The sequence below is a fragment of the Dyella sp. C11 genome (genome assembly GCF_003121485.1).
In the GTDB taxonomy this organism is placed as follows: Bacteria; Pseudomonadota; Gammaproteobacteria; order Xanthomonadales; family Rhodanobacteraceae; genus Dyella.
Window position 1 is genome coordinate 71,767 of sequence record NZ_QAVX01000002.1, and the last position, 26,851, is coordinate 98,617.

28 protein-coding genes and 1 tRNA gene are annotated in these 26,851 nt (G+C 63.8%); 13 read left to right on the forward strand and 16 right to left on the reverse strand.

Annotation, left to right across the window (positions count from 1 at the left end):
* Nucleotides 1–80: 80 nt before the first annotated feature.
* The 3 genes from flgM to DK366_RS02735 all read left to right on the forward strand — a co-directional run bounded on the left by flgM (nt 81) and on the right by DK366_RS02735 (nt 2,180).
* On the forward strand, nt 81–404 hold the full coding sequence (gene flgM, locus DK366_RS02725) for a flagellar biosynthesis anti-sigma factor FlgM (protein ID WP_109123990.1): 324 nt from the start codon (nt 81–83) through the stop codon (nt 402–404).
* On the forward strand, nt 401–847 hold the full coding sequence (locus DK366_RS02730; RefSeq protein ID WP_109123991.1) for a flagellar protein FlgN: 447 nt from the start codon (nt 401–403) through the stop codon (nt 845–847). Before flgM ends, DK366_RS02730 begins: the two co-directional genes overlap by 4 nt.
* Before the next feature lie 76 nt (nt 848–923).
* Complete coding sequence (locus DK366_RS02735) at nt 924–2,180, forward strand: HDOD domain-containing protein (RefSeq protein WP_109123992.1); 1,257 nt, start codon at nt 924–926, stop codon at nt 2,178–2,180.
* A 493-nt stretch (nt 2,181–2,673) separates the two neighbouring features.
* On the opposite strand, the gene DK366_RS02740 is transcribed toward DK366_RS02735, so the two are convergent.
* The 7 genes from DK366_RS02740 to rsmD all read right to left on the reverse strand — a co-directional run bounded on the left by DK366_RS02740 (nt 2,674) and on the right by rsmD (nt 8,910).
* Complete coding sequence (locus DK366_RS02740) at nt 2,674–3,690, reverse strand: TMEM43 family protein (protein WP_109123993.1); 1,017 nt, start codon at nt 3,688–3,690, stop codon at nt 2,674–2,676.
* Nucleotides 3,691–3,717: 27 nt separating this feature from the next.
* On the reverse strand, nt 3,718–4,569 hold the full coding sequence (locus DK366_RS02745; protein WP_109124260.1) for an MBL fold metallo-hydrolase: 852 nt from the start codon (nt 4,567–4,569) through the stop codon (nt 3,718–3,720).
* Nucleotides 4,570–4,728: 159 nt separating this feature from the next.
* Entirely contained in the window at nt 4,729–6,456 is a 1,728-nt protein-coding gene (gene ggt, locus DK366_RS02750) for a gamma-glutamyltransferase (RefSeq protein WP_109123994.1), read from the reverse strand.
* Nucleotides 6,453–6,728, reverse strand: a complete 276-nt coding sequence (locus DK366_RS02755; protein ID WP_109123995.1) for a YfhL family 4Fe-4S dicluster ferredoxin — start codon at nt 6,726–6,728, stop codon at nt 6,453–6,455. Before DK366_RS02755 ends, ggt begins: the two co-directional genes overlap by 4 nt.
* Nucleotides 6,729–6,931: 203 nt before the next feature.
* Nucleotides 6,932–7,426: a hypothetical protein gene (locus DK366_RS02760; RefSeq protein ID WP_109124261.1), complete on the reverse strand. Its 495-nt coding sequence runs from the start codon at nt 7,424–7,426 to the stop codon at nt 6,932–6,934.
* 331 nt (nt 7,427–7,757) lie between these two features.
* A complete protein-coding gene (gene coaD, locus DK366_RS02765; protein WP_109123996.1) occupies nt 7,758–8,255 on the reverse strand; it encodes a pantetheine-phosphate adenylyltransferase in 498 nt (165 codons plus the stop codon).
* Between the two features lie 94 nt (nt 8,256–8,349).
* A complete protein-coding gene (gene rsmD / locus DK366_RS02770; protein WP_109123997.1) occupies nt 8,350–8,910 on the reverse strand; it encodes a 16S rRNA (guanine(966)-N(2))-methyltransferase RsmD in 561 nt (186 codons plus the stop codon).
* A 74-nt stretch (nt 8,911–8,984) separates the two neighbouring features.
* On the opposite strand from rsmD, the gene ftsY reads away from it, so the two are divergent.
* The 6 genes from ftsY to DK366_RS02800 all read left to right on the forward strand — a co-directional run bounded on the left by ftsY (nt 8,985) and on the right by DK366_RS02800 (nt 13,991).
* Complete coding sequence (ftsY, locus tag DK366_RS02775) at nt 8,985–10,133, forward strand: signal recognition particle-docking protein FtsY (protein WP_109123998.1); 1,149 nt, start codon at nt 8,985–8,987, stop codon at nt 10,131–10,133.
* Between the two features lie 13 nt (nt 10,134–10,146).
* Nucleotides 10,147–11,232 (forward strand): AsmA family protein, encoded by a 1,086-nt coding sequence (locus tag DK366_RS02780; protein ID WP_109123999.1) that lies wholly within the window; start codon nt 10,147–10,149, stop codon nt 11,230–11,232.
* Nucleotides 11,229–12,260, forward strand: a complete 1,032-nt coding sequence (gene mutY / locus DK366_RS02785; RefSeq protein ID WP_109124000.1) for an A/G-specific adenine glycosylase — start codon at nt 11,229–11,231, stop codon at nt 12,258–12,260. The genes DK366_RS02780 and mutY overlap by 4 nt, the downstream gene beginning before the upstream one ends.
* A 24-nt stretch (nt 12,261–12,284) precedes the next feature.
* Complete coding sequence (locus DK366_RS02790; RefSeq protein WP_109124001.1) at nt 12,285–12,563, forward strand: oxidative damage protection protein; 279 nt, start codon at nt 12,285–12,287, stop codon at nt 12,561–12,563.
* A gap of 66 nt (nt 12,564–12,629) precedes the next feature.
* Nucleotides 12,630–12,705 (forward strand) — tRNA-Phe (locus tag DK366_RS02795).
* Between the two features lie 821 nt (nt 12,706–13,526).
* Nucleotides 13,527–13,991 (forward strand): hypothetical protein, encoded by a 465-nt coding sequence (locus DK366_RS02800; protein WP_232820882.1) that lies wholly within the window; start codon nt 13,527–13,529, stop codon nt 13,989–13,991.
* A 25-nt stretch (nt 13,992–14,016) separates the two neighbouring features.
* Here DK366_RS02800 and DK366_RS02805 read toward each other — a convergent pair whose 3' ends face one another.
* The 4 genes from DK366_RS02805 to DK366_RS02820 form a co-directional block, all read right to left on the reverse strand.
* A complete protein-coding gene (locus DK366_RS02805; RefSeq protein ID WP_109124003.1) occupies nt 14,017–15,618 on the reverse strand; it encodes an MASE1 domain-containing protein in 1,602 nt (533 codons plus the stop codon).
* 253 nt (nt 15,619–15,871) lie between these two features.
* Nucleotides 15,872–16,330: a host attachment protein gene (locus DK366_RS02810; protein ID WP_109124004.1), complete on the reverse strand. Its 459-nt coding sequence runs from the start codon at nt 16,328–16,330 to the stop codon at nt 15,872–15,874.
* Nucleotides 16,331–16,519: 189 nt separating this feature from the next.
* On the reverse strand, nt 16,520–17,188 hold the full coding sequence (locus tag DK366_RS02815) for a DUF1045 domain-containing protein (RefSeq protein WP_157956433.1): 669 nt from the start codon (nt 17,186–17,188) through the stop codon (nt 16,520–16,522).
* A 545-nt stretch (nt 17,189–17,733) separates the two neighbouring features.
* Nucleotides 17,734–18,162, reverse strand: a complete 429-nt coding sequence (locus DK366_RS02820) for a phasin family protein (RefSeq protein WP_109124006.1) — start codon at nt 18,160–18,162, stop codon at nt 17,734–17,736.
* Nucleotides 18,163–18,438: 276 nt separating this feature from the next.
* Here DK366_RS02820 and DK366_RS02825 point away from each other — a divergent pair, with 276 nt between their 5' ends.
* Nucleotides 18,439–18,861, forward strand: a complete 423-nt coding sequence (locus DK366_RS02825) for a PepSY domain-containing protein (protein ID WP_109124007.1) — start codon at nt 18,439–18,441, stop codon at nt 18,859–18,861.
* A gap of 103 nt (nt 18,862–18,964) precedes the next feature.
* Here the strand turns inward: DK366_RS02825 and DK366_RS02830 are convergent, their stop codons facing one another.
* Entirely contained in the window at nt 18,965–19,360 is a 396-nt protein-coding gene (locus DK366_RS02830) for an HU family DNA-binding protein (protein WP_109124008.1), read from the reverse strand.
* Nucleotides 19,361–19,653: 293 nt separating this feature from the next.
* On the opposite strand from DK366_RS02830, the gene DK366_RS02840 reads away from it, so the two are divergent.
* Together DK366_RS02840 and DK366_RS21485 are read left to right on the forward strand one after the other, a co-directional pair.
* The gene (locus DK366_RS02840; protein WP_109124010.1) at nt 19,654–21,315 is read left to right on the forward strand and encodes a M28 family metallopeptidase; all 1,662 of its coding nucleotides are present in this window, start codon (nt 19,654–19,656) and stop codon (nt 21,313–21,315) included.
* Nucleotides 21,316–21,355: 40 nt separating this feature from the next.
* Nucleotides 21,356–21,799, forward strand: coding sequence for a hypothetical protein (locus tag DK366_RS21485; RefSeq protein WP_232820883.1), 444 nt, complete (start codon nt 21,356–21,358; stop codon nt 21,797–21,799).
* Nucleotides 21,800–21,842: 43 nt separating this feature from the next.
* Here DK366_RS21485 and recQ read toward each other — a convergent pair whose 3' ends face one another.
* Nucleotides 21,843–23,660 carry a DNA helicase RecQ gene (gene recQ, locus DK366_RS02850; protein WP_109124012.1) on the reverse strand — a complete coding sequence of 606 codons (1,818 nt, stop codon included), beginning with the start codon at nt 23,658–23,660 and terminating at the stop codon, nt 21,843–21,845.
* A gap of 283 nt (nt 23,661–23,943) precedes the next feature.
* Nucleotides 23,944–24,282 carry an MGMT family protein gene (locus tag DK366_RS02855; RefSeq protein ID WP_109124013.1) on the reverse strand — a complete coding sequence of 113 codons (339 nt, stop codon included), beginning with the start codon at nt 24,280–24,282 and terminating at the stop codon, nt 23,944–23,946.
* A gap of 87 nt (nt 24,283–24,369) precedes the next feature.
* Here DK366_RS02855 and DK366_RS02860 point away from each other — a divergent pair, with 87 nt between their 5' ends.
* A complete protein-coding gene (locus DK366_RS02860) occupies nt 24,370–24,774 on the forward strand; it encodes a hypothetical protein (protein WP_109124014.1) in 405 nt (134 codons plus the stop codon).
* A 104-nt stretch (nt 24,775–24,878) separates the two neighbouring features.
* Here the strand turns inward: DK366_RS02860 and DK366_RS02865 are convergent, their stop codons facing one another.
* Together DK366_RS02865 and DK366_RS02870 are read right to left on the reverse strand one after the other, a co-directional pair.
* A complete protein-coding gene (locus DK366_RS02865) occupies nt 24,879–26,000 on the reverse strand; it encodes an inorganic phosphate transporter (protein ID WP_198651395.1) in 1,122 nt (373 codons plus the stop codon).
* Nucleotides 26,001–26,078: 78 nt separating this feature from the next.
* The gene (locus DK366_RS02870) at nt 26,079–26,708 is read right to left on the reverse strand and encodes a pit accessory protein (RefSeq protein WP_109124015.1); all 630 of its coding nucleotides are present in this window, start codon (nt 26,706–26,708) and stop codon (nt 26,079–26,081) included.
* Nucleotides 26,709–26,851: the final 143 nt, after the last annotated feature.

Sequence of the window (26,851 nt, forward strand, 5' to 3'; positions counted from 1 at the left end):
CCCGTCGCAAGAACCATTAAAGTTTGTGGCCGCCCGGCCGATCCTGTCATCAACAGGGCCAGAAACAAGAGAACGGACCCATGAATACCACTATCTCGAACAACGGTTTGCCCAAGCTTCCCCAGGCCCCCACCGGCCAGGGCAGCAGCGCTACGCAGGGCACTTCCACCACCACGGCGAGCGACGCCACCACCAGCAGCGCGGGCACCAACGACCGCGTGCAGCTGACCGACTCCGCTCGCGCCCTGCAGGAAGCATCCCGCACGAACAGCGGTGCCACCATGGACACGAAAAAGGTCGAGCAGATTCGCCAGTCGCTGGCGAACGGCACGTACAAAGTCGACGCGGGTCGCATCGCCGACCGCATGATCTCGCTCGACAACCAGCTCAACGGCAAGTCATGAACGCATCCCTGCAAGCCGAACTGGACCATGCCCTGACGGCTGCGGTCGACGAGATGCGGCTGGCAGTGGACCAATTGGTGGATGCGCTCCACACCGAGCGCAATGCGCTGGAAACCGCCGACGTCGACGCGCTGAACAAGTCCGGCGCCAGCAAGCACGAACTTATGATGCGGCTGGAGCAGCTCGACAGCGAACGCGTGCAGCTGAGCCAGGGCGCGCCGGAAGCCAGCCGCGCACTGGCGCCCAAGTGGCAAGACATCCTGCAGTCGCTGCGCGCCTGCCAGCAGCTCAACCAGCGCAACGGCTACCTCGTCGGTATCCGCCTGCAGCAGGTACGCAAGGCACTGGCGGTGCTCACCGGCAACGAAACCGAAGCAAGCGTGTACGGCCGCGCGGGTGACCTGCGCACGAGCCTGCGTTCGCAACCGTTGGCCGAAGCCTAGGCCTCGTTTTTTCACGTCTTTGTTTGTCGGCGGTAGACGCCGCCCCACTCAACCACTGCGACCACATCGACCGACCATGAGCGAAGCTGCGGCCATCCCCTCTGCCCAGGACGTCTCCGCCGCCAGCGAACTGCCGCTGCCGGTGATTCGCCTGCCCATGCTGGACAGCAAGCGCGAACTCTTCGCCTACGAGATCGTGTTCCAGAACGATGCGGAAGACGAAGACGTATTGATGCGCCGTGCGCTGGCCACCATCACCGACGGCGCGCTCGCGCGCCTGGTGCGCGGCAACCGCACCTTCCTCAAGCTCACGCACGAGCTGCTGATGGAAGAAACCGACGTGCTGCAGCATCAGCCGCGCTTCGGCGTGCTGCTGCGTCCGGAAGCGGCTTCCGATATCGCGCTGGTGGAACGTCTTGCGCGCATGGCGCAGCGCGGTTGCCCGCTGATGCTCGATGCCGGCGACACTACCCTCGAATTCAATCCGGCGGTGGAGCCGCTGCTCAAGATCGTGCAGTTCGTGCGCCTTGATGCCAGCAAACTCGACCCGGCCACGCTGCGCTCGCGCAGCGAATACCTGCATGCGCGCGGCACGCACGTCGTTGCCGGCCATGTGGACGATCACGACACCTATCACCGTTGCGAATCGCTGCCGTTGCAGGCGATCCAGGGCCAGTTCCTGCTCAAGCCCGAACCGGTGGCCGTACCCGTGCTCGCCGCCAGCCGCCTGAGCCTGCTGCGCCTGATGAAGGCGCTGCAGGAAGGCAACCCGGGACCGGTCGAGCTGGGCCAGATCGTGCGCGACGACGCCATCCTCAGCTACAAGCTGCTGGGCTGCGTGAACTCCGCGTACTTCGCGCTGCCGCGCCAGCTCAAGTCCGTGCAGCAGGCTGCGATCTTCTTTGGCGCTGCCCGCCTGCGCAACTGGATCTACACCATGGCACTCAGCGGCACCGGCGATCGTCCGCCGGAACTGCTGCGCGCCGCGCTGATTCGCGCACACATGTGCGAAAAGCTTGCCCAGCACATGCCGTCCGAACAGCGTGAAATGGCCTTCACCGCCGGCCTGTTCTCGCTGCTGGACGCGATGATGGAAGCACCGATGGATTTCGTGCTGTGGCACCTGCCGCTCGCTCGCGAAATCAGCAGCGCCCTGCTGGAAAACAAGGGCCCGTTCGCTCCGTTGCTGGAACAGATCCGCGACTGGGAAGCCGGCAACCTGCGCGGCGGCGAAGTGCAGCCGCAGGTGATCCGTCGCATGGCGGCGATCTACCTGGAAGCCACGCAGTGGGCGGATCACGTCTACGCGTTTGCCGACCAGCGCCCGAACTGATCCCTGCCATCGCGCGTACAGCCACATTGTGGGAGCGCACCCTGTGCGCGACCGCAGCGCCTCCCTGTACCAGGCTTGTCGCGCACAGGGTGCGCTCCCACAGTGGGGGCTTTGGCTTCTACGACATCACGCGACCATCGCGCGCAAGCTCCACACCGCCAAACCCATGCCGGCCAACGCGCGAACTAATCCCGACTGACGAGTCAGAGGCACACTGTAGGAGCGCACCTTGTGCGCGACCGCAGCGCTTCGTTGTACCGCTCCGCAGGACTGTCGCGCACAAAGTGCGCTCCTACAGTTCCAGGTCGGCATCACGCAGCCTCCGCAGCGCCAACCCCATGCCGGCCAGCGCGCGAACTAATCCCAACTGACGAGTCAGAGGCACACTGTAGGAGCGCACCTTGTGCGCGACCGCAGCGCTTCGTTGTACCGCTCCGCAGGACTGTCGCGCACAGGGTGCGCTCCCACAGTGGTGGCTTTGGCTTCTACGACATCACGCGGCGGTTGCGCGCAGCCTCCACACCGCCAGCCCCATGCCGGCCAGCGCCAGCAGGAACCATGCACCGCCCACGGCCATGTCGGTGCCCAGCCACATCACGCAGGCCACGGCAGACACCAGCAACGTACCGCTTCCCACGGCAAGCAACATGTCGTGATGCGTGCGGGGACGCTCGGGCAACAACAGCAACGCACCGAGTATCGCCAGCAGCAGCGAAGCGATGCGGCGCAGCCACACGAACGACGGCGGCGCGGGAACATCGGGCACCACGTCCACCAGTGAACGTTCACCCACCTGCACGTCGAAACCCTTGCCGTCCATCGCACTCATCGACGGCACCAGTTGGTCGCCGCTGATCTGCGCGAACACCGTCACCACCTGCGATGGGATGGCTTCCCAGCTCACGCGCAGATCACCCAAACGCGGTTGCTCGGGGTGAATGCTGGTCGTGAAATAGTTGCCGTTGCCCGAAAAGCTCGCGGCCAGGTTGGCAGGCAGCGTCTTGATGTCGGGCGTGATCTGCTCACCGCCCGGCAGCGCATGCAGCAGCGGCGGCGACATCGAGTAATTGCCCACGCGCACCTGTCCGGCGTCGAATTGCTTGCCTTCCAGCGGAAAGCGCTCCGGGTTCAGATGGCCAGACGGCTGTGCGAATCGACGCGAATCGACCGGACGATCCACCCAGTCCAGCTCGTAATGCACATCTCCACCGACACGGATTTCCCGCCACTGGAACATCTCCACGTGACGGATCATCACCGGCGCATGCGTGTGCTGGCCAAACTCGGGATCGAACGGTTCCTCCACCACGCGCACCGGCCCGGTGACACGCACCAGGTTGCCGTGATGGCCTGCGCCAGGCGCACCACCGTCGCCAAGATCAAGAATCTGCCCGCCGTGACGGTCGGATGCATGACGATTGTCGAGCAGGCCCTGCTCGGTCATCGCCACCAGTCCCGCACCCGCAAGCAACAGCAGCACACCCAGTATGCGTCCCAACCAAGGCTGCATTGTGGCCCCTCCCCCTGTGGGCGACCGTCAGGCCGCCTGTCCTCGCATGTCGTGCTTTTCTTCCGTGGTGCCGTAACGACCCTTTTCGTCCCGCACCACGCGCGCCACCGCGCAATCGTGATCATGCGTGAAGAACAACCGCACGTCGCGGGCCAGCTTGTCGTCCAGGAAAGCGCGTTTTTCCTCGATCAGCTTTTCCGGGTACCGGTCGTAACCCATGGTAATGGGCAAATGCACCCAGAAGCGGCCGGGGATGAGATCGGCACAGAACACCACTCCGCCCACCTCGGCCAGCATCAGGCCGGGCGTATGGCCGTCCGAATAGCTGAACCGCACGGCATTGCCCAACGCTTTGGAATGCTCGCCTTCCACGCGCTCCAACCGCCCGCTGGCTTCCAGCAAGGGCTGCAGCTCCGGCACGAACGACGCACGATCTCGCGGATGTGGCGACAAGGCCCTGCGCCAATGCTCCGCACCGACGATGTAGGTGGCGTTCGGAAACAGCAGGCGCGGCGCCTGCCCTTCTTCCCAAGCCGCGAGCAGGCCACCGGCATGGTCAAAGTGCAGATGCGACAGCACCACGGCATCGATGTCTTCGTGCGTGAGCCCCGCTTCCGCCAGCGAATCGAGCAGCACGTGGCGGTCTTCCACCACGCCATAGCGCTCGCGCAGCGCGGGTTCGAAGAAGGCGCCAATGCCGGTTTCGAACAGCACGTTCTTGCCGTTCAGCCCCTTCACCAGCAGGCAGCGGCAGGCGAGCGGAATGCGGTTCTCCGCATCCGGCGCAATCCAGCGCGACCACAGCGCCCGAGGCGCGTTGCCGAACATGGCACCGCCATCAAGCTTCTGCGAATTGCCGACAAGAGACCAGAGTTCCACGTCAAATACCTCGCGTTGCCACGGATTCGCCGGGAGCGAATCCGGACGCCAAAGGCGGCCCCGCGCGCAGCGCGGGGTGAGGCCCATGGATGGGCCGAACAAACATGGCGCCGCCATCAAGCTTTTGCGAGTTGCCGATGAGCGACCACCATTCCATCGTTACTGCACCTTGCCCAGGCCTGACTCGCGGCGCGGATCGCTCGCCGCATCAAGCTTGTTCGTCTTCAGATCCCACGTCACCACGTTCATGTAACCCCAGGGGCTGCGCTCCTTCAGCGTATGACCCATGCGGGTCAGCGCATCGGTGGTCGCCGCATCGAACGCACCCGGCTCCACGTCCACGCGGTCGGGCATGTACTGGTGGTGGTAGCGCTTCTGCGCGGTGATGCCTGCCGCGTCCTTGCCGTCGATGAAGGCGAGGATGCCTTCCAGCACCTGCGTGATGATGGTGGAACCGCCCGGCGAACCGATGGCGGCCACGCGGTCGGCACCGAACACGATGCTGGGCGTCATGGACGACAGCATGCGCTTGCCCGGCTCCGGCGCGTTCGCGGCGCTGCCGAGCAGGCCATAGACGTTGGGCTTGTTGGGCACCAGCGCGAAATCGTCCATCTCATCGTTGAGCAGCACGCCGGTGCCGGCGGCCACAAACGTGGAGCCCATGGTGTAGTTCACGGTGAGCGTGATGGAGGCGATGTTGCCGTCCTTGTCGATCACCGAGAAATGCGTGGTGTGCATGCCCGGATCGATGCCCGTGCTGCCAGGCAGCATGGACGACGGCGTCGCCTTGTCCGGCAGGATGGTCATGCGCAGGCCGGCCGCGTAGTAAGGCGACAGCAGCATGTCCAGCGGCATCTTCACGAAGTCCGGATCGCCGAGGTAGTCGTTGTGATCACGGAACGCGCGACGCATGGCTTCGATGACCAGATGCGTGCGATGCGCTTCATCGAGCTTGGTCAGGTCATAGCCGGAGAGGATATTCAGGATTTCCGCCACCGCCACGCCGCCCGACGATGCCGGCGGCGCGGTGACGATGCGATAGCCGCGATAGTCGACGGTGATCGGCGTGCGCTCCTTGACCTGGTAGCTCTCCAGGTCTTTGGCCGTCCAATTGCCACCGGCGGCGCGCACGGCGTCCACCAGCTTCTTGCCCACTTCGCCACGATAGAAACCATCCGCGCCCTGCTCGCCCAGGATTTCCAGCGTGCGCGCCTGATCCGGGTCGCGCCACGTCTGGCCAGCCACCGGCGGCTTGCCGTCGGGCAGGTACTTGGCGACGGAGGCCGGCCAGCGGCGGATGTCATCCTGGCGTTCGGTAATGGCGTTGATCAGGCGACCGTCCGGCTGGAAACCATCGCGCGCAAGATGGATGGCGGGCGCCAGCGAATCCTTCAGCGGCAGCTTGCCGTAATGCCTGGCCAGCCACGCAAGGCCGGCCGGCTCACCCGGAATGCCTGCGGAAAGCGGGCCATTGAGCGCGGTGTCGCGATTGGGCGAGCCGTCCTTGTTGAGGTAATCCTTGGTATTCACCGCGGCCGGCGCGGTCTCGCGCGCGTCGATGAAGATTTCCTTGCCGTCGGAAGCGCGGTGCAGCACCGCCATGAAGCCGCCGCCGATACCCGAGCTTTCCGGTTCCACGATGGAAAGTGTGGAGGCCACTGCAATGGCCGCATCGAACGCATTGCCGCCCTTGGCCAGCACTTCCAGGCCAGCGTCCGTCGCATGGAAATTCGCACTGGCGATACCGGCATGGCCGGGATGTTGCGCGACAACCTTGGGCGCGACAGCGGGCGCTGGAGCCGCCGCCGGGCGGCTGTCGGCGTACGCGACGCTGGAGGAAACAAGCAGGGCCAGCAGCGTCACGCGCCAGTTAAGCGGATGCTTCATGCGTTGTCCTTGGTGGATGCACCGCCCTGGGCCATCAGGTGCCGGTACTTGAGTTCAAGCTGATCGTTGGATTCGGTGTGCTCGGGGTCGACGATGATGCATTCGACCGGGCATACGTCCACGCACTGCGGTTCGTCGTAGTGACCGATGCACTCGGTGCACAGCGACGGTTCGATCACGTAGTACTCCTCGCCCAGCGAGATGGCCTTGTTCGGACAAACCGGTTCGCAGACGTCGCAATTGACGCAGGTATCGAGGATTTTCAGGGACATCGCTTCAGTTTACACGGTACGGCAACACGGGACGGGCAGTTAAGGGGCGAGAGCCGAGTTATGAGGGCGCAAAAGTCCAACCACCAGAGGCTGCTGCATATCTTTGACAAAGCGTCTTCCGCCTCTCGCCTCTCGCCCCAAAAACCAAAAGCCCGCGGCGCTTGCGCGCCGCGGGCCCTGGAATCGCCCCGGAAAACCGGAACTTACATGTTCACATAGCGGATGGTGGCACCGGTCGGCTGCAGCACCGTGGTCACCTTGTCCTTGTCGCCGGCATCGCCGATCACCAGCACGATCACGTCCTTGAACGCGCCCGGCTTGGCGTCCTTGAAGGCATCGGTGACGAACTCGGCGGTCTTGGCCGAATCCGGGCCGGCGAACACCAGCATGTTGCCCGGCAGTACGCCGCGGGCGACGGTGTCCTGCACCTGCTCGAGCTGACGCTGACGCAGCGCATTGGCGTCGTCGTTGTCGCCGGCCGGCACCAGGTACGGGAACGGACGGTCAGCCGTCATGCCCTGCATGTTCTTCTGGACGATCTGGCCGAGGTAGGCGTTCCACGCCTTGGTGTCGTTCGGATCGCTCGGCTTGGTCGCGGCGGCGACCTGTTCGGTCGGCTGCTGCTGGGATTCGTCCTGCTGGCTGCAGGCGGCGAGGCCGGTGATCGCGAGGGCGGCGAGGAGAGCGTACTTGTACATGGTGGTCACCTTGGATGGTGGAATTCTTGGAATGGACAATCCATTGGATGACTGGACCATACGACCGTCTGTGACGGAACCGGTGGACCGGGAGTATGGGCGGCGAAACGCAACCTCATTCCCCTGGTCCGCGGCAAGCGACTGTCCTGTCCGCAGGATGCCCGCGAGGATACACGAGCCCGCGCCCACCGGACACCGTGGGGCATGCTGCGCTGCGGTGGGCCGGCAGCCGCTGTTCTGTGGGAGCGCACCCTGTGCGCGACTATCCTTGCAGGGCGGTATCGAGGGCTGCAGTCGCGCACAGGGTGCGCTCCCACAGCGATCGTCAACTTCAGCGCCAGCGCTGGCGCATCGCCTGCTGCACGGCCGGATGCACGAAGCCGGAGATATCGCCGCCCAGACGTCCAATCTCGCGCACCAGCGTGGACGAGATGAAGCTGTACTGCTCGGCCGGCGTGAGGAACAGCGTCTCGGCCTGCGGAATCAGGTGGCGATTCATGCTGGCCAGCTGGAATTCGTACTCGAAATCCGAAACGGCGCGCAGGCCGCGGATGATGACGCCCGCACCGACTTCCTCGATGAAATGCGCCAGCAGGCCGTCGAATCCACGCACTTCGACATTCTTCAGATCGGCCAGCGCCAGACGCGCCAGCGTGATGCGCTCGTTGAGACTGAAGCCGGGCCCTTTGTTGGGGCTCTCGGCCACCGCGACGATAATCCGCTCGAACAACGGTGCGGCGCGCGCCACCAGGTCCGAATGGCCGTTGGTGATCGGATCGAACGTGCCCGGATAAACGGCGAGGCGCTGGTTGACCGATGGCTTGTTCACGTGACGAGTCACTGTCAGCGGAGGGGCGGCTAGCTTAGGACCGTTCGCAGCGCTCGCCTAGCCCGATGTTCCACTCGAAAACCATACGCTGCCGTCAGGAGACACGTCGGTACAGCGCATAACGAACGTCGCCTGCCGTGCCCTCGCGATGCGGCTGCCAGTTCACCGGAAGCTGCGGCGCGCCGTCGCGCGGCGATTCCACGTAAATCCAGGCCGACGGCGTCAGCCAGCCGCCCTGCTCCAGCCGCTGTGCCAGCGGCGTCCACAGATCATGGGCAAACGGCGGGTCCAGGAACACCAGCCCGAACGGTTCAGCCGTGCCCTGCAGGTAAACCTGTGCGTCCGTCGCAGCCACCTGGCCACCCTGCACCTTCAGCCGCGAAAGGTTCTCCCGCAGCGCCTGGGCGGCCTTCGCGTCGCGTTCCACGAACAGCACGCTCGCGGCCCCGCGTGAAAGCGCCTCGATGCCCAGCGCGCCGGTGCCGGCGCACAGGTCCAGGCACCGCGCCCCGGAAATCACCGGCGCCAGCCAATTGAACAGGGTCTCGCGCACGCGCTCCGGGGTAGGCCGCAAACCCGGCAAATCAGGCACATCCAGACGTGAATTGCGCAAATGTCCGCCAATGATGCGGATGCGCCCGGACGCCCCCTTCATGGATGGCGTGGCTCAGCGGTGAGTTTGGGTGGGGGTGGTAGCATGCCGCCCATTGTCTTTGAATCGCTGCCGCAATGCTCAAGTTCTGGAAGAAGAAGCCCGTCGACGCCACCCCGGACCAGCCGACCGCGCCCGCCGCGGAAAGCGCGCCGGCGAGCGGGTTTACGCACGATACGGATGCCGCTTCGCTTGATCACGCCAGCCCCGCACTGGATGAGGCACTGGCTGAAACCCCGCCCGCGCCCGAGCCGCCGCAGGAAGACGAAGCCACCGAACTTGCCGCCGTCGTCGAAGCGGCCACGCCGGCCAAGCGCAGCTGGCGCGAGCGGCTTTCCGGCAGCGCCTTCGCCAAAGGCTTGTCGTCGCTGTTCGTTCGTCATCCCAAGCTGGATGACGATCTTCTGGACGAACTGGAAACCACGCTCATCACCGCCGATGTCGGTGTCGAGGCAAGCACGCAGCTGGTGGAAGACCTGCGCAAGCGCATGCACAAGCGCGAGTTTGCCGATGCCGGCGCGTTGCTGGCCGCGCTGCGCCAGTCGCTGATCGCCCTGCTGCGCCCGGTCGCGGCGCCACTGGATGTGAGCAATCGCAAGCCCTTCGTGATCCTCACCGTGGGCATCAACGGCGTCGGCAAGACCACCACCATCGGCAAGCTCGCCCGCCGCTATCGCGACGAAGGCCGCCAGGTGCTGCTGGCTGCCGGCGACACCTTCCGCGCCGCCGCCGTCGAGCAGCTCAAGACCTGGGGCACCCGCAACAACGTGCCGGTGATTTCGCAGGGCCAGGACGCCGATGCAGCCAGCGTGATTTTCGATGCGCTGCAGGCCGCCCGCTCACGCAACGCCGATGTGCTGATCGCCGACACGGCCGGTCGCCTGCACACGCAAGGCGGCCTGATGGACGAGCTGGGCAAGATCGCCCGCGTGCTCAAGAAACTGGACCCCGAGACACCGCATGAAGTGCTGATGGTGATCGACGGCACCACCGGCCAGAACGCCGTGAACCAGGTGCGCCAGTTCCGCCAGATCGTCGGGGTGACCGGCCTGGTCGTGACCAAGCTCGACGGCACCGCCAAGGGCGGCGTGGTGTTTGCGCTGGCGCGTGAATTCGGCCTGCCGATTCGTTACGTGGGGCTGGGTGAAACCGCCACGGACCTTCGCGTATTCGACGCCGACGCCTACGTCGACGGGTTGCTTCCCGCCAGCCTGGGCCAGGGCTGAGGGGCGCTGACGGGTGCCGCGCTGGCTCCGGCTCACGCTCATCATCCTCAGCAGCGCCACGCTGCTGCTGGTGGCGATCGCATTGATCGCCGTGCACGTATTGCTGCAACCCGAGCGCATCACCGCCATGTTGCAGCAGCAGGCGCGCAATGCCGGTCTTGAACTGAGCCTGGCAAGCCCAGCCACGCCGGCTCTGTTTCCGCGCCCCGCGCTGGAGCTGGAAGGCATCACGCTCAGCGCGCAGAACGCCAACATGCCGATCCTGCTGGCGGCGCGCGGCACGCTCGCCCTGCCCTGGCGCACGCTGGTGCGCGGCGAAACGGTGATCTCGCAGATGCAGATCGATTCGCCACGCGTGGATCTCGATGCGCTGCAATCGTGGCTGGACGACCTGCCTACCGGTCCCGCTGCCGTGCCGTCCACCATTCCCAGCATCGATGCCGGCGTGCACATCACGCGCGGCAGTCTCGTCCGCGGCAACCAGATGTTGCTGGGTGATGTGGAACTGGATGCCGGACGCCTGGCCGCCAATCATCCCTTTCCGTTGACCATCACCGCCAAGGACGCGCAAGGCATCCCCACGCAATTGCGCGTCTCGGTAACGCCAAGCATCAAGGGCAACGCGTTGCTGCTGGAAAACATCGGCCTGTATCTCACGCACAGCACCACGTTCACGCTGCAGCTCGCCGGCAGCGCGCGCTGGCGAGGTGCCGCCGATGCATCGGCCAATCTCTCAGGCAAGCTCGATCACGCCAATGCGGGGCAATACAACACCTCCATCGAGCTGGCACCGGCCAACCAGAGCGAGCCCTTGATGCTGGCACTGAAACTGGATGGCCCGGACAACCATGCCGACCTGCAGATTCCGCCGCTGGCGCTTGCCAACTGGTGGTCGCAACTGGACCACGATGACGGTCCGCGGCTCAGCGTGCCACCGGGCAACGGACATGCCGAGATTGCCAACATCGATACAGGCGATATCAGCATCGAAGGCTTGAGCATCCAGGCCGGCAACGACGTCCCTGCTCCCGCTGCGAGCGCGCCAACTCCCGCTGCCGCGAAGGCCACTTCCACCAAGCCTGCGCGCAAGACACCATGAACCCTTTTGCCGTTTCCTTGCTGGCCTGGTTCGACGAACACGGCCGCAAAGACCTGCCTTGGCAACATCCACGCGATGCCTATCGCGTGTGGCTGTCCGAAGTGATGTTGCAGCAGACGCAGGTCGTCACCGTCATCCCGTATTTCCTGCGCTTCGTCACTGCGTTGCCGACGCTCCGCGATCTTGCCGCGGCCGACGAAGACACCGTGCTCGCGTTGTGGTCCGGCCTGGGCTATTACCGCCGCGCGCGCTTCCTGCACAAGGCAGCACAGGTCTGCGTGGAAAAGCACGGCGGCGAGCTGCCGCGCGATTTCGATGCACTGGCCGACCTGCCGGGTATCGGCCGCTCAACCGCCGGCGCGATTCTCGCGCAAGCCCATGGACTGCGCTTTCCCATCCTCGATGGCAACGTCAAGCGGGTACTTACGCGCTATCTCGGCATCCACGGCCACCCCGGGCAAAGCGCCGTCGAAAAACAGCTCTGGCTGCAAGCCGATGCATTGACGCCCGCAGAGCGCACCGCCGACTACACGCAAGCCATCATGGACCTGGGTGCCACCGTTTGTGTGCGCTCCAAGCCTCGCTGCGATGCATGCCCGCTTGCGCGTCATTGCATCGCGTTTCGCGACGGCCTTACAGCGAAACTCCCCACCGCCAAACCCGGCAAGGCCATACCCACGCGCGACACGATCATGCTGGTCCTGCGCGATGCGGACGGCCGCATCCTGCTGGAACGGCGCGGGCCGCAAGGTGTGTGGTCCGGCCTGTGGAGCCTTCCGGAAGCCAGCGATCACGATGGCGCGTGGCGCGCGGCGCAATCACTGGCGCGCATCGACGACGCACAACCGCTGCCATCGTTCGTCCACGTCTTCAGCCACTATCGCCTCCATGTCGAGCCACTGCTGTTCGATGAGGCGACAGCACACCAGCGTGTCGCCGATAATGCGGACCTTCGCTGGTGCGCCCCCCATGAGCGCGCCGCGCTCGGCCTGCCCGCACCCGTGCGAACCCTGTTGCAGGATCTTTGAATCACTACCCATGAGCCGTATCGCATGAGCCGAATCATCCATTGCGCCAAGCTCGGCCACGACGCCGAAGGCCTCGACTTCGCCCCGTGGCCCGGCCCGCTGGGCCAGCGCATCTACGCTGAGATTTCCAAGGAAGCCTGGCAGCAATGGCTGGCCCACCAGACCATGCTGCTCAACGAATACCGCCTCAACCCGCTGGACCCCAAATCCCGCCAGTTTTTAAGCGCCGAAATGGAAAAATTCCTGTTCGGCGGCGACGTGAAACAGCCCGAAGGCTACGTCGCCCCCGACACGGAGTCTTGACGAACCACCCCACTTCCGATTTAATGCACGGCTCCACGCAGCATCTTCGATGCTTGCAGGGATTCTGGCCGGGTAGCTCAGTTGGTAGAGCAGGGGATTGAAAATCCCCGTGTCGGCGGTTCGATTCCGTCCCCGGCCACCATGATTTAAAAAAGCCCGCTTCGCAAGGAGCGGGCTTTTTGTTGTTTTCCTCATGACGCAACGTCCGGGCAGAAACTTGGGCTTGATCTGAAAACTCCGCTACTCAGGTGGCCATGATGTACTCCCGCGCGAACAAACCAATCGAGCAGGAATCGAAGCACTGCGAATCACCGACGAGGAACCCACCACGAGTTTCAATGGGATGTCGCCAGTAGCAGATCACTTGGGCGCCAGCGCTCCAATCGCGCCATAAGAACTTCGTAGTGAAGAGCACCAGGCCGATCACCCACGCCCCTGAAACGAGTGTGCGCGTTGAGTCGGGATGGCGTTGCAAATATCAATGGCAGCAACTGTCGTCGTGAGCACATCGACACTCGCGAGTCATAGCGAATGATCTTCTCCGACAAACGCAGGGCGCACTACGCAATCCGTTCGAAAGCAGATGCAACTTGAGCTCATGAGAACGCCGGGCAACTTGGCGGAGTATCCCGGCAAAGCAAACTGGCCCCATTGAGGCATTCGCGCAACAACCCGACAGCTGCTACGCATACGCTCCTCAGTATGTGAACTACATCACATAACAAAGGAATGGCGGCACAGGTCAGGCCATCATCAAGGAGCACGGAACGCGTTTGCTCGTGCAGCGACGACTTGATACGCGCGCCGTGGAGATTGCACTCCACACTTGCGCCACTTTGTTTAAGCGTTTCCGGCAAAAAGCCTGATAAATCGACCATTTGTCACAGGGGATGCGACAAAGTTGGTGTTACATTCGGGCCGATGCTCAATGTCTGAGCACACCACCAACAAAGGGGTCCGTTTATGTTGAAAGCCCTCTCGCACCGTGCATGCCTCGTTGGCATGCTGGCTCTCGCCTCGTCGGGGGCCGCCCTGGCCGATCAGCCGCCCGCTTCCGGCCTTGGACAATCCTGGCCGAACGCGTCTGACGTAAGCAGCAATCCGAATTTCCACGCCTACGTTTTCACGCTCGGCGGCATTCAGTTCGTGCAGATCAATGACACGAACGGCAATGTCATCGGCGCCGTGGGCACGGCGAACGGACAGTTCATCACGCTTCCGGTGGGCCGCTTCTCGCAGCTGGTAACCACGCCGCAGCAGGGTCCCGCGGTGACGCCGGCAGCAGCAGCGGCTGCACCGACGACGGTCTATCAGGATTCCGCCACTACGGTGACGGCAACGGCATTGAGCGATGGCACGCTGCAGCTGAAAGCCGCTGCCGCCTGCTCAGGCGACCCGGCCGTGTGCAACTCGCACAGTCCGCAGTAAGAAGAAGGTCCGCGATCAGCGGCGTTCAGACGCCGCTGATCGTGATCGGATCAAGCAGGAGCAGGCTGACGCGTCGTCCATTGGCAATGAAGTGCTCGCGAGCGTCGCCTTCAAACGTCATCGCCCGATCACGAATGCCTGACCAGCCCATGCCGCTGGTGGACCGCATCACGCGCGGCAGCAGCTCGTCCCAGCGCACGTTGGTCGCCGTCGAGGCCGTGTCGCGAAAGATCATGCTGACCAGCGCCCAGCGACGCCCGGCCTTTTCGCCGCAGCGTACGCGCACGATGACTTCGCTGATATTCCGCTTGGCACAGGCATCGGCCACGACTTCCACGACCAGTCGGTAGATGGCCAGATGCAACGTCTGCGAAAGCCGACTCAGCGGCCCGCGCAAATCGCACCAGTAACCCACGCCCGTTTCATCGAGCGCACGCGGAATGGCACCCTCGCGCAGTGCAGCCGGCAGCCCGCGCTCGCGCCAGGACACCGGATACAGGCTGTCGGCAAGCCGGAACAACTGATCCTGCGCAACCAGGGCCTGACGGTGATAGCTGCGGTCTTCGATGGTCGGCTGCAGATGGCGCAGCCGCGACATCATCATCGAGAAACTGGCCTGCACGGTTTCGCGAATCTGCTCCAGCGCGAGCGACGTCGTGCGCAGCTGCATCTCGCCGATATGCACGTTGCGCTGCGCAAGCGCGAGAGCCATGCGGACGTCCATCCGCTCCTGCTCCGCATGCTGGTGCAACGCACCGATGCGTGCGCCGAGCAGGAGCATGGACGAAATGGCGAAGGCGACGATGGCTTCCGCCTGCATGGTCTGCTGGTCGTGCGAGGCAGGCATCAACGCAACGACGGCCAGGCTGGATGCCGTGCCGCCGATCGCTGCGCCCTGCCAGCCGTGACGCATGGCCAGCCACACGATGGGAAGGAACATGGCGACCTGTGCGATCTGCCGAACGCGCGCAGATTCCAGGCCAATCCAGACCAGCAACAGCAAAGCCGGCACGACCAGGAAAATGCTGTCGAGTACCGTGCGATTGTCGAGCAGGCGTGCTCCGACTTCGCGCCAGCGCGCGCCGCTGAACAGCTGGTAGGCGAACAACGCCGTGGGCGTGACCGCAAGAATGCCGAGGTAGTTGCCCAGCACCCATTCGACGCCAAGCTTGTCGAAATGCGCCACATAGCCCGGCGGAAGGTGCATGACCATGGTGGTGGCGATGTTGAACCCCGTCATGAGGAACGAGAGCACCAGGGCACAACCGAGCAAGGACCCCATGTTCAGGGTGTGTCGCGAGGTGATGACAGGCCAGCGCTCGCGCACGATCCACACCACCGGCGCCATGATCACGATGCCGGGAATGACGTTGAGGATGCCCCAGGGAACGCCGTAGCCCCACTGGTTGACGCAATCGATGGTGAGGGGAATGAGCACGGCCACTTCGCCGGCCACGAGCACCGGCCAATCGCGGTAGCGCGTGAGCAGGAGGACGGTGAGATGCACGCCCGTCAACAGCAGGAAATGCGGGATGACGATCTGGCGAACGAGGTAAATCAGCAGCCCATAGGAGACGGCCAAGCCGATGCGGCGGAACCACGGATTGGTCCACGGTGCGTCCAGCATTGCGTCCCCCTGTTCAGTGTTTCCCCTCGGCTACGCAGGGCTGTGCATAGCCGGCCGATGACATCGGGAGGGGCGTGAAAACACCGTGAAACGCCCCGGCAATCCGTCTGTCCTATCGTATCGCACCCAGTTGTTCCAAATGTGCACTCCGTCAAACATTCCAGCATCGAGTCGTGAAAGTACGATCAACGCGCGGACGGAGGAGCGAAGCATTTCGCGAATCACGCAACTTCGTGCGCCCCTCCCTCTTCCTTCAAGACGCCACGGCGGAATAGAGCCGCTCCGGCAAGTACTGGCGCAGTCCGATGGGATCAAGGTGCACGAGGTTCTTGGCAACCTCCAGCAGGATGCGATCCCGGGTCACGCCGTCCAGCCGTTCCCGCAGCGATCCAAGAAATGCCGGGGCCGCGATCAACACCAGGGCATCGAATCGCTTGTCGGTACGACCTTTCAGCAAAAACCTCGAAAGCTCCAGGGCGAAGTTGGTGGTTTCCTGCTCGGCCACCGTGGTGTCCGGTTCTTCCGCATGGCGCCCTGGACCCGCACGATCAAAGCCGCGACCCGGGCGATCGGATACCAGATCCTGATCGTGCAGCCTGGCCTCGGGATGGATGAACGCGTCCATTTCCTCCAATGGACCGGTGGGCTGGCTGGCCTGGAACAGGCGGGCGACGCCACGGTTGGCAACAACGACCCATACGGTTTTCTTCATGACGCGCTCCCAGGATGCTTCACCAGGAATGCGGGCGTGGATGTTTCTCGCCCTTGATGACCGCCCGCAGGTGGCAGATTCCCACAGGGTCTTCGAGATTCCGCGCGTACGCGTCAAGCGGGCGTGAGCGCTATTCGCACCACGGCCGTGCGGTCACGCACCTTGCGATTTGGCCGATGCAAAAACGCCTCAGGCTACGGAAGCCTTGTGGAGCGCGACGCGCTCCAGCGGCTCGAACGCCGCGCCAGGCGACGGCTCGACGCAAAGCGTCAGTGCGTCAATGCGCGCGGTAGGCAACATCGAGGCGCGAAGCGACAACCAGCGCTGCAAGGCGCGCTCTTCGTCGATGGAGGCCGGCGCGGACAGGGTCATGTGAAAACGGTAGCGTTCGAACACGTAGGGGTACCCGTAACGTCCAAGGTAGTGGGTTTCGATGGCGTCCAGCCCGGAGGCTCGACGCTGGAAGTCCGTCTCGGCCAAGGGAAGGCGCAAAGGCTCGATGGCTTCCACGCATGCATTGGCCAGGGCATTCACCGCCCTGCTGTCCCCCACGGGACGCAAGGCCGGGAAACCGGCAAGCCGGGCGCAGCGCAGAGGGAGATTGATCGGTGCATGTGACCGCGCGACGACATTCAATGCGCGACGCAAGTCGCCCAGATCGACATCAGGCGACAAGGTGAAGGGCGAACGCAACGTGGCATGCCAACCGTAGCGCCGCGTATCGGCCAGCAAGGCATTCCAGCGACTGAGCGGAATGCCCGGAATGCCGTTGGCCGCCAGCTCGGTGCTCAACCAGTCGCGCCCCAGGGAGGCCAGTGCGCTCGCCGGCGCCGGGCAAAAGTAGATCGCGTAGCGCATCAGAAGTCGGCTTTCGCGATCCGCTGCGCGAGCATCGAGGAGCGACTCGAACGCGGGGTTGTCGAATGCCCGCCCGGCCTGCGTCGATCCGTTATCGGCGCCAACGTGCGGGACGCACGATGGCGCGCATGGCCGACGCCGCAGGTTCCGCCCACGACATTCGTCTCGACCTGCACGGTGCCGACCGCCCTTGCGGGAGTCATGCCCTGTCCTCGTTCCACACGCGTCCCCTGCTCCCCATGCTTGCGGCATCACGGACATGGCCGCGGCAGCCCCAGCCCCCTAGCTAACTAAACCTATGTGACAAGACGGGGAACCCGCACGATCCTTCGACCATTGCTGGATTCTTTCCCGGGAAAACGCAACGCATGCCTGCGCTCGTTTCATGTCCGTGCACACGGTTGCAGCCGCGAAGTTGAGCACGAGCTCACTGCCCGTAAAGCGATGGAGTGTGCAGAACGCCAAGGATGGTGCGGCGAGGGTGATGCCCGTCACGCAAGGCGCGTGTCGCCCGGTGGATTCACCGGGCGACACGCCACTCTCGATCAGAGGGTCGGATGAAACTTGCCCCAGGGCGAAAGGATGTCCTTCCACGGATCGGTCAGGCCCACTTCGCTCACGGTGCCAAGTGCACCGGCCGTGTCCTTCTGCCAGGTCTGCACGGCATCCTGCAGCCCCTGGGCAAAATGGGCCTGCACGTTGGCGGCAATCTGGTTGGTGACCGTGGCGTCGCCCATGCGCTGCTGCAGTTGCCGCCAGAAGGCGTCGGCCGGCATGGCTGCCAGCGCGGCCCAATCCTGCGCCTTGATCAAACGCTCGACACGGGCCTGCTGTTCGGCGATGCCGTCATCCATGGCGCGCGTGGAAAGCTCCAGCCATTTCTTCCAGTTTTCCATCACCAGCTTGTTCACGCGCAGCTGGAATTCGGTATTGGCCTTGTAGAGGCTCAACGGGAGATCGCTCGGGGTAGCCATGTCATGCCCTCGTTGGGAGATCTTGTCAGGTTGAGCCGCCGTGCCCCTCCGGCAGCGGCCTTGCTCATCGGGTGTCACGGTGACACCGATAGCCACTATGGGCCCGGCACACGACGAAAGCATGAACCCGGGCATCTCAACGAAATGTGTGATTCCGGTGTCTTTGATTGTCGGCTTAACGGCATCGCCCCCAGTTCAGCGATGGGTTCGCATGCGTTCACCGAGAGTTGTCTGGTCGACCACACACTCGATTTCCCGCCACAACGAGGTGCGCCCATGAAGACACTCGCAACCCTGACCGTCACCATGGCGCTGGTTTTTTCCGGCGTCGCGCTCGCCCAGCAAGCCATGACCGAACCACAGGTCAAGGCGTCGCTGGAGCAGCGGGGCTACAGCAAGGTGCACGATCTCAATTTCAAGGACGGTGTTTGGACGGCCAAGGCGCGCAGCGCCGACGACAGGAGCGTCGATGTACGTATCGATCCACGCACCGGCCAGATCTTTCCCGACAAGCAGGTGGCCCGCCTGAGCGAGGCGGATATTCGCGCCCAGCTTTCAACGCAGGGCTATACGCACGTGCATGCCGTGGATTTCAAGGATGGCGTGTGGAAAGCGAAGGCCGACAATCCTGCCGGCAAGGGCGTTGCCCTTCAGCTCAATCCGAACTCCGGCCAAGTCATTGGCAGCGACAGGGACTGATTTTCATCGAGGCGGCCGGCGAACCCACGGCCTGGACTTTCAGATTCGTCAGGTGCGGCGCGAACGCCGCACCTGACGTTGAAGCTTCAGCGGACCGCTAGGCTCAGAGAGCGGCGTCCTTGAGCTTCTTCAGCGCGCGGATCTTCAGCTTCACCGTGGCGGGCTTGGCAGCGAACCACTGCTCTTCCTTGGTGAACGGATTGATGCCCTTGCGCTTCGGCTTGGCCGGCACGTTGACGGCGGTGATCTTCAGCAGGCCCGGCATGGTGAAGTTGCCGGCGCCCTTCTTGTGCACCGAACCGGTCACGGCAGCCTCGAGGGAGGCCAGCACCGCACGAACGTCCTTGGCGACCACGCCGCTGGTTTCAGCGATGTGGGCAACCAGGCCGGACTTGCCCAGTGCTTCCTTGATCGGCTTGTGAACGACGGCCTTGGCGGCCTTCGGAGCTGCCTTCGGAGCGGCCTTCTTCTTTGCTGCTGCTTTCTGCGCCTTCGCCATTACATTTCCCCGTGGTGATCGATAGAGATGGTGTTTGATGCCTCTCGGCATGCGGAATGTATGGCATGCCATGGCATCACGCCAAGCTGCAGAACGGAAAAAATGCGGTTTTTTTTCACTTTGGGCGCCGCGGGGGTGAAGAAAGTCACTATCGACCCCGCCGAAACCCTGTTTTTCAGGGGTTTTCTCAATGCGTCGAAGCCACCCATCGCCCTTCAGCTAACTGTCGGCTATGGACCGCTGGTCGCAGCCGTATCTACTATCGAGCTTCGTTTCCACGCTAGGTGCTGTCCATGAAGCGATTGGCCTTATCCCTGCTCGCCCTGTCCGTGACGTCGGCGCTGTTCGCCGCCGACGCACCGACCACCCCGACCATCGACCCGCACCGCCTGTCCGAAGACGTCAAGACGCTTTCGTCCGACGCCTTCGAAGGTCGCGGCCCGGCCACGCCGGCCGAAACCAAAACCATCGACTACGTCGTCGCCCAATTCAAGGCGGCAGGCGTGCAACCCGGTGGCGACCTGAAGAACGGCAAGCGCGAATGGACGCAGGCCGTGCCGCTGCTGCAGTCCGACATCGCCGGTACGCCGTCGCTGTCGTTTACCGTCAACGGCAAGAACGAGCCGCTGACGCAGGGCAAGGAAATCGCCGCGCGCGCCGCGCTCGACGGCTCCAAGTCCGTCGACATCAAGAACGCCCCGCTGGTGTTCGTGGGCTACGGCGTCAAGGCACCGGAGCGCAACTGGGACGATTTCAAGGGCGTGGACCTGCACGGCAAGATCGCCGTGGTGCTGATCAACGATCCGGATTTCGAGACCGGCGTGGGCGACTTCGGCGGCAAGGCCATGACCTACTACGGCCGCTGGACCTACAAGTACGAAGAAGCCGCGCGCCAGGGCGCCGCCGGCATGCTGATCGTGCACGAGACCGCACCGGCCTCGTACGGCTGGGCCACCGTCGCCAATTCCAATACCAACACCCAGTTCGACGTAGTGCGCGACCACCCCTCCAGCGTGCATACGCCGGTGGAAGCATGGATTCAGCGCGATGTAGCGGTCGATCTGTTCAAGTCGGCGGGCCTCGATTTCGAAGCACTGAAGAAGCAGGCGCAGACGCGTGACTTCAAGCCGGTGGTGCTGAAGGGCGAAACCTTCTCCGCCGACTACAAGCTCAACTCCAAGGTGATCACCTCGCACAACATCGTCGGCCGCATCGAGGGCAGCAAGCGCCCGAACGAGACCGTGATCTACAGCGCGCACTGGGACCACCTGGGCGTGGGCGCACCCGACGCCAAGGGCGACAAGATCTACAACGGTGCCGTGGACAACGCCACCGGCACGGCCGCGCTCATCGAACTCGCTCGCGCGTTCGCCAGCCAGCCGAAGCCGGAGCGCTCGGTGGTGTTCCTCAACGTCACCGCCGAAGAAAAGGGCCTGCTCGGTTCGGAGTACTACGCCTCCAAGCCGCTCTACCCGCTGGCCACCACCGTGGCCGACATCAACATGGATGCGCTCGATCCGCACGGCCCGGCGCGCAACTTCACCATTTCCGGCAGTGCCAAGCTCGACCTGCTCGATGAGCTGACCACCACGGCCAAGCAGTGGAACCTGGTGTACTCGCCAGATCCGAAGCCGGAAGCGGGCCACTTCTTCCGCTCCGATCATTTCTCCTTCGCCAAGCGCGGCGTGCCGGCGATTTCGTTCGGCTCGGGCAATGACTGGGTGGACGGCGGCCTGGCGGCCGGCAAGGCAGCGGAAGACGAATACGTCGCCAAGCACTACCACCAGCCGTCGGACGAATGGCAGGCCGATTGGCCATTCACCGGCATGGCGCGCGACCTGCAGATCCTCTACAAGCTCGGCAGCGATCTCGCCAACTCCGATACCTGGCCGGACTGGAGCAAGGATTCGGAATTCCGCGCCGCCCGTGATGCCACGGCAGCGCAGCGCAAGTAAGCGCGATCCGGCACGTGTAGCAAACGAAAGGCCCGCAGCGATGCGGGCCTTTTTTCTGTATCGATCCAACACCTGCGTACGGGTTTTTCACACGCCGATGATTCAGATGACGGCAAAACACAACGGAAACATGGCAGTCACAGACGAGCCAGATGGGAATCACGAGGAAGTCATGGTCCATCGGCAAGCTGTGCGTCATCCGCCGTCATCAAAAACGTCGAATAACATGCTGACGCAATACGTTCATCCCTCGAAAATCGGCCTGTTCCGCATCATCCGCCACGGGCGCCAATGGCGCGCGCTGTGCGAGGAGCAGGAAATCGGCCGCCACGAAACCGCAGAAGCGGCCCTCATCGCCAGCCGCATGGCATGCCCGCAGGCGCGCCTGCCGGGCGACCTTGCGCAGTGGCGTTACATTCCCGAACTGGCCCTTGCCCATTCGCGCGTGTCCAGCGAGGGCACGCGCTGGCGCCTTGCCGGCTGACATCGCGCGATGGCTCCCAAGTCGGGGCGCCTCATCGAATCACTTATTCGTGCGCGTTGATCACTGCCAGGAAATCGCGCCCGTAGCGCTTGAGCTTGGCCTCGCCCACACCGCTGACCGAGGCCAGTTCCGCCTCGTTGGAAGGCAACGCGCGCAGCATCGCGAGCAAGGTCGCATCGTGGAAAATCACGTAGGGCGGCACGCCATGCTGCCTCGCGAGCTGGGTGCGAAGCTTTTTCAGTTCGTCCCATAGCGGCTGCTCGTAGGCTTCCACACCCAGGCTTCCCCCCGTGACCAGCTGGCTGTCACGGCGCTTCTTGCGGGACGCACGTACGGGTGCGGCATCCTCACGCAATCGCACGGTGCGATTGCCCACCAGCACATCGCGACTGGCCTTGGTCAGGCGCAAGGTGCCGAACCCTTCTGCATCGGCTTCCAGCATGCCCATCGCCAGCAGCTGGCGAAACACCGAGCGCCATTGTTTCTCGTCCATGTCGGCGCCTATGCCGAACGTGGAAAGGCGGTCATGCCCCAGCTCGCCCATGCGTGAGCTGTCTTCGCCGCGCAGGATGCTGATGACATGCCCGGAACCGAAGCGCTGCCCGCTGCGATAGACGGCGGACAGCGCTTTTTGCGCGGGCACGGTGGCATCCCACGTTTTCGGCGGCTCGACGCAGTTGTCGCAACGACCGCACGGCCCATGGAACGACTCGCCAAACGACGCGAGCAGCAATTCCCGGCGGCATTGCGTGGTTTCGGCATACGCCAGCAGCGATTCCAGCTTCTGACGTTCCACGCGCTTGCGCTCGTCGGCGGATTCGGACTGCGCAATCATCTGACTCATGGTCACGACGTCGGAAAGGCCGTAGATCATCCAGGCATCGGCGGGCAAGCCGTCGCGCCCGGCGCGGCCGGTCTCCTGGTAATAACCTTCCATGCTGCGCGGCAAATCGAGATGCGCGACGAAGCGCACATCGGGTTTGTCGATGCCCATGCCGAACGCCACCGTCGCCACCATCACCACGCCGTCTTCCCGCAGGAAACGTCGCTGATTGGCGTGGCGCGTGGCGGCATCCAGACCCGCGTGATAGGGCAATGCCTCGATGCCCGCCTCGGCCAGCCACGCGGCCGTTTCATCCACCTTCCGCCGACTCAGCGCGTAGACGATACCCGTCTCGCCTCGGCGTCGCTCAAGAAATTCCATCAACTGGCGGCGTGCGTTATGACGCTGGCCGACCTGATAACGAAGGTTGGGGCGATCGAAACTGGAAACGAACTGGCGCGCCTGCTGAAGCGCCAGGCGCTCCACGATTTCTTCGCGCGTGCGTTCGTCGGCCGTGGCCGTGAGTGCCATGCGCGGCACCTGCGGGAAGCGCTGATGCAGCACCGCCAACTCGCGATATTCCGGCCGAAAGTCGTGGCCCCATTGCGATACGCAATGAGCTTCGTCGATGGCGAAGAGTGCCACTTCCGTGCGTTCCAGCAGCCCAAGAAAGCGTGAGGTGAGCAAACGCTCGGGCGCCACGTAGAGCAGGTTCAACTCGCCTTCCAGAAGACGACGCTCCACCTCACGCTGGTCAGCCGCGTCCAGGCTGGAGTTGAGATACGCGGCGGCGACACCGGCCTCGCGCAATGCGTCCACCTGATCCTGCATCAACGCGATCAGCGGTGACACCACGATGCCGGTGCCCTGCCGGACCAGCGCGGGAATCTGATAGCAAAGCGACTTGCCTCCGCCCGTTGGCATAAGCACCAGCGCATCGCCGCCCTCGATCAACTGATCAACGATGGCCTGTTGCTGTCCGCGAAATTCGGTGTAGCCAAAAACGCTGTGGAGTATGTCTAGAGGCGAGGTAAGCATCGGCCCATGCTAGCAAATGTGCCTTGCAAACTAATGGCGATGCGCTTGGCCACGACAACATCCGCATCAAGACATCATCTCGCCAGTCGAGGCGCAAGCCGTGTTGAACACGGTGACATCAAGGGAACCTGCAACGTGAGATCCGCTGCGTACTCCACGCCATCTGGCGTGGCATATGCGGCATGAGCCAGAAGCGCTCGGTGACACGCGACGATGCGCAGTCTGTTCCACACAACCAGAAATCCTGCTCTCGAAAAAAGCAGGGCAACCGGCTCGCTTGTTGTCAGCCCGGGATACCCCAGAGCGCACGGTCGAGATCGGCGTCCAGGCCAAACGTGGCCAGCGGCACGCGTCCGTTCTTCACTTCGACGCCTTCCGCCTTCAAACGGCGGCTTTGCTCCTTGAAGCCTCGGCTTCCCGCCGGAAACGCGATATGGCCGCTGGAACGGAGCACGCGAAACCAAGGCAGCTCCATACCCTCGGGTACTTCACCGAGCGCCCTTCCCACCAGCCTGGCCCGGCCCGGCAAACCGGCACGCGCCGCGATGGCGCCGTAGCTCGCGACGCGCCCAGGCGGAATGGCTGCGATGGCAGCAAAAATGCGCGCGTGCGCTTCGTTCATGGGTTTGTCCATGATCTTCAACAGGCTCTTTACACCAGGTCGTGGCACAGTAACGAGCCTGTCGCTGCCTGCCAAGGAGATCGCACCATGCGCCATTTTGAAGCCGTGCGTTCCCACATCGGCAGCATGCACGAGCTGCGCCACAACGACCCGTACCTGATCAGCTTCGACCTGACGCTGCCGCATGAGCGCCATCAAGGCATTTATCTTGCGGAACTGGAAGACGAGGCAGGTCGTCGCTATCTACGCATCTCCACGCCTGTCGGGCCGCTGGCCGGGGCCGATCCGCGACGATGCCTGCGTTTCAACTGGGAACAGCGCAAGGGATTTCTGGCGGTTGCCGATCTGGATGGCTCGCCGTACCTGCACCTGTGTGAGAACCGACCTTACGAGCTGCTCGACGCGATGGAGCTCAGGCGCTTGATCCAGGAACTGGGCGCGCTGGGTGATCAGCTGGAGCGCATCGTCGCGGCGGGTGGTGACGATCTTTAACGCCACATTGCGTCTCATCGAAACGCGAAACTACCGCAACGGAAAGAGCGCGTTATCGCGCGATGCCGAGCCTGCACCGGGTACCAGCGCAGGCTCGGTGAACATCAGAACAGGGCGAACAGACGCACCATGCCGTAGGCGAGCAACGCCGTGATCGGCAGCGTGAGGATCCACGCCCACACCATGCGCTCCACCACCGACCAGCGGATGGCATTCCAGCGTTTGGCAGCGCCCACGCCCATGATGGACGCCGACACGTTGTGCGTGGTCGACACCGGAATGCCAAAGTGGGTCGCCAGGAGAATCACGGTGGCCGAGCTGGTTTCTGCGGCGAATCCGTTGATCGGATGCAGCTTCACCATGTTGTGGCCCAGCGTCTTGATGATGCGCCAGCCACCACTGGCGGTGCCGGCCGCCATCGTCAGCGCGCACACCACCGCCACCCACGTCGGCACATCGAACCCACCCGCTGCCGTGCCCTGGATGCGCAGGAAACCCAGCCAACCGGGAAGGCCCTCGAACTGACCCGCCGCGGTGGCACCGGCCAGCGCCAGCGCAATGATGCCCATGCTCTTCTGGCCGTCGTTGGAGCCGTGCGCCAGACCCATCGCACCTGCCGACAGAATCTGTGCCTTGCCGAAGAAGCTGTTCACGAAAGGCGTTCGGCCAAAACGGCGCAGGAAACCTTCGCGACTGGCGAACCAGCTCAGCAACGCATAGAGCAGGCCCATCACGGTAAAACCGATGACGAAGCCGCCCAGCGGAGACACCACCATCGGCACGATCACTTTCGGAATCACACCCGAGCCGTTCCACCAGTGATCGCCGCCCTGGGACCAGATCACCGAAGCGAAGTTGTCGCCAGACGCTGCGATGGCCGCACCCACCAGCGCGCCGATCAGCGCGTGACTGGAACTGGACGGCAGGCCGCGCCACCACGTGATGAGGTTCCACACGGTCGCCGCGAGCAAGGCGCAAATGAGCAGCTTGGGGCCAGCCTCGACCACATGGCTGTTGAGCAGGCCGGCGGCGATGGTCTTGGCGACCGCCGTGCCCCAAAGCGCACCGATCAGGTTGGTGATGGCCGCCAGCATGACCGCCTGCCCGGGCGTCAGCACCTTGGTCGCCACCACCGTGGCGATGGAGTTGGCCGTGTCGTGGAAGCCGTTGATGTAGGTGAAAGCCAGTGCGATCAACACCACCGCGATGGCAAGGCCGATGCTCATGCGCGCACCTCGCGCACAGGCGTCGTGTCCCGGTGCAAGGCCGGGATACGCGAAATAGGCAGCGTCATCGTGCCGGCCTCAGGAATTCTTCAGGACGATGGAGTAAACGATGTTGCCCACGTCGCGGCACTTGTCGATGGCCTTTTCGAGCAGCTCGAACAGGTCTTTCGCCAGCATCGCGCGCATGGCATCGCCGCCTTCCACGTAGAGCGTGCGATACGGCGACAGCAACAGGCGGTCGCCTTCCGATTCCAGCGTCTGCAGGCGATCCTGCAGCTTCTTCACCGGGTCGATGCGCAAGCCGCGGCGCAGCTCGCCGATCATTTCCGAGACCACACCCGTGGCGCGCTCAAGCACCAGGGCACGCGCGGCGAAATCCACATCGCTTACGCGACCGGACACGATCTCGTAGCGCTCGGCGAATTTTTCGATGGTCTTGGGAATCTTGTAGAGCGCGGAGTTCAGCGCTTCGATGTCTTCACGGTCGAGCGCGGTGACGAAGGTGTTCACCAGCTCTTCGCTGATCTGCCCCGCAAGTGCCTTCTCGCGCTGACGCGCGGCAGCAAAGGCGGCCATCACCGGCGCGTGGTCTTTGCGCGTGACCAGTTCGTGCAAAGCCTTGGCGCTTTCGCGCGCGGCCTCGGCGCTCTGTTCGAGCAGACCGTAGAACTTGTCGCCTTTGCCGAAAATCGTTTGCAATGAAAACATGCGGTTATTGCCTGGGGTGCGGGGCGGAAAATGACGGGTATGTTACAGGAGCCCCCTGCCGCGCCGCATCAAGCCCTGCCAAGCCATCCACCCTCCCGGGCGAACGAAGGCCTTACACTCCGTCTCATGTCCATCCGCGACCT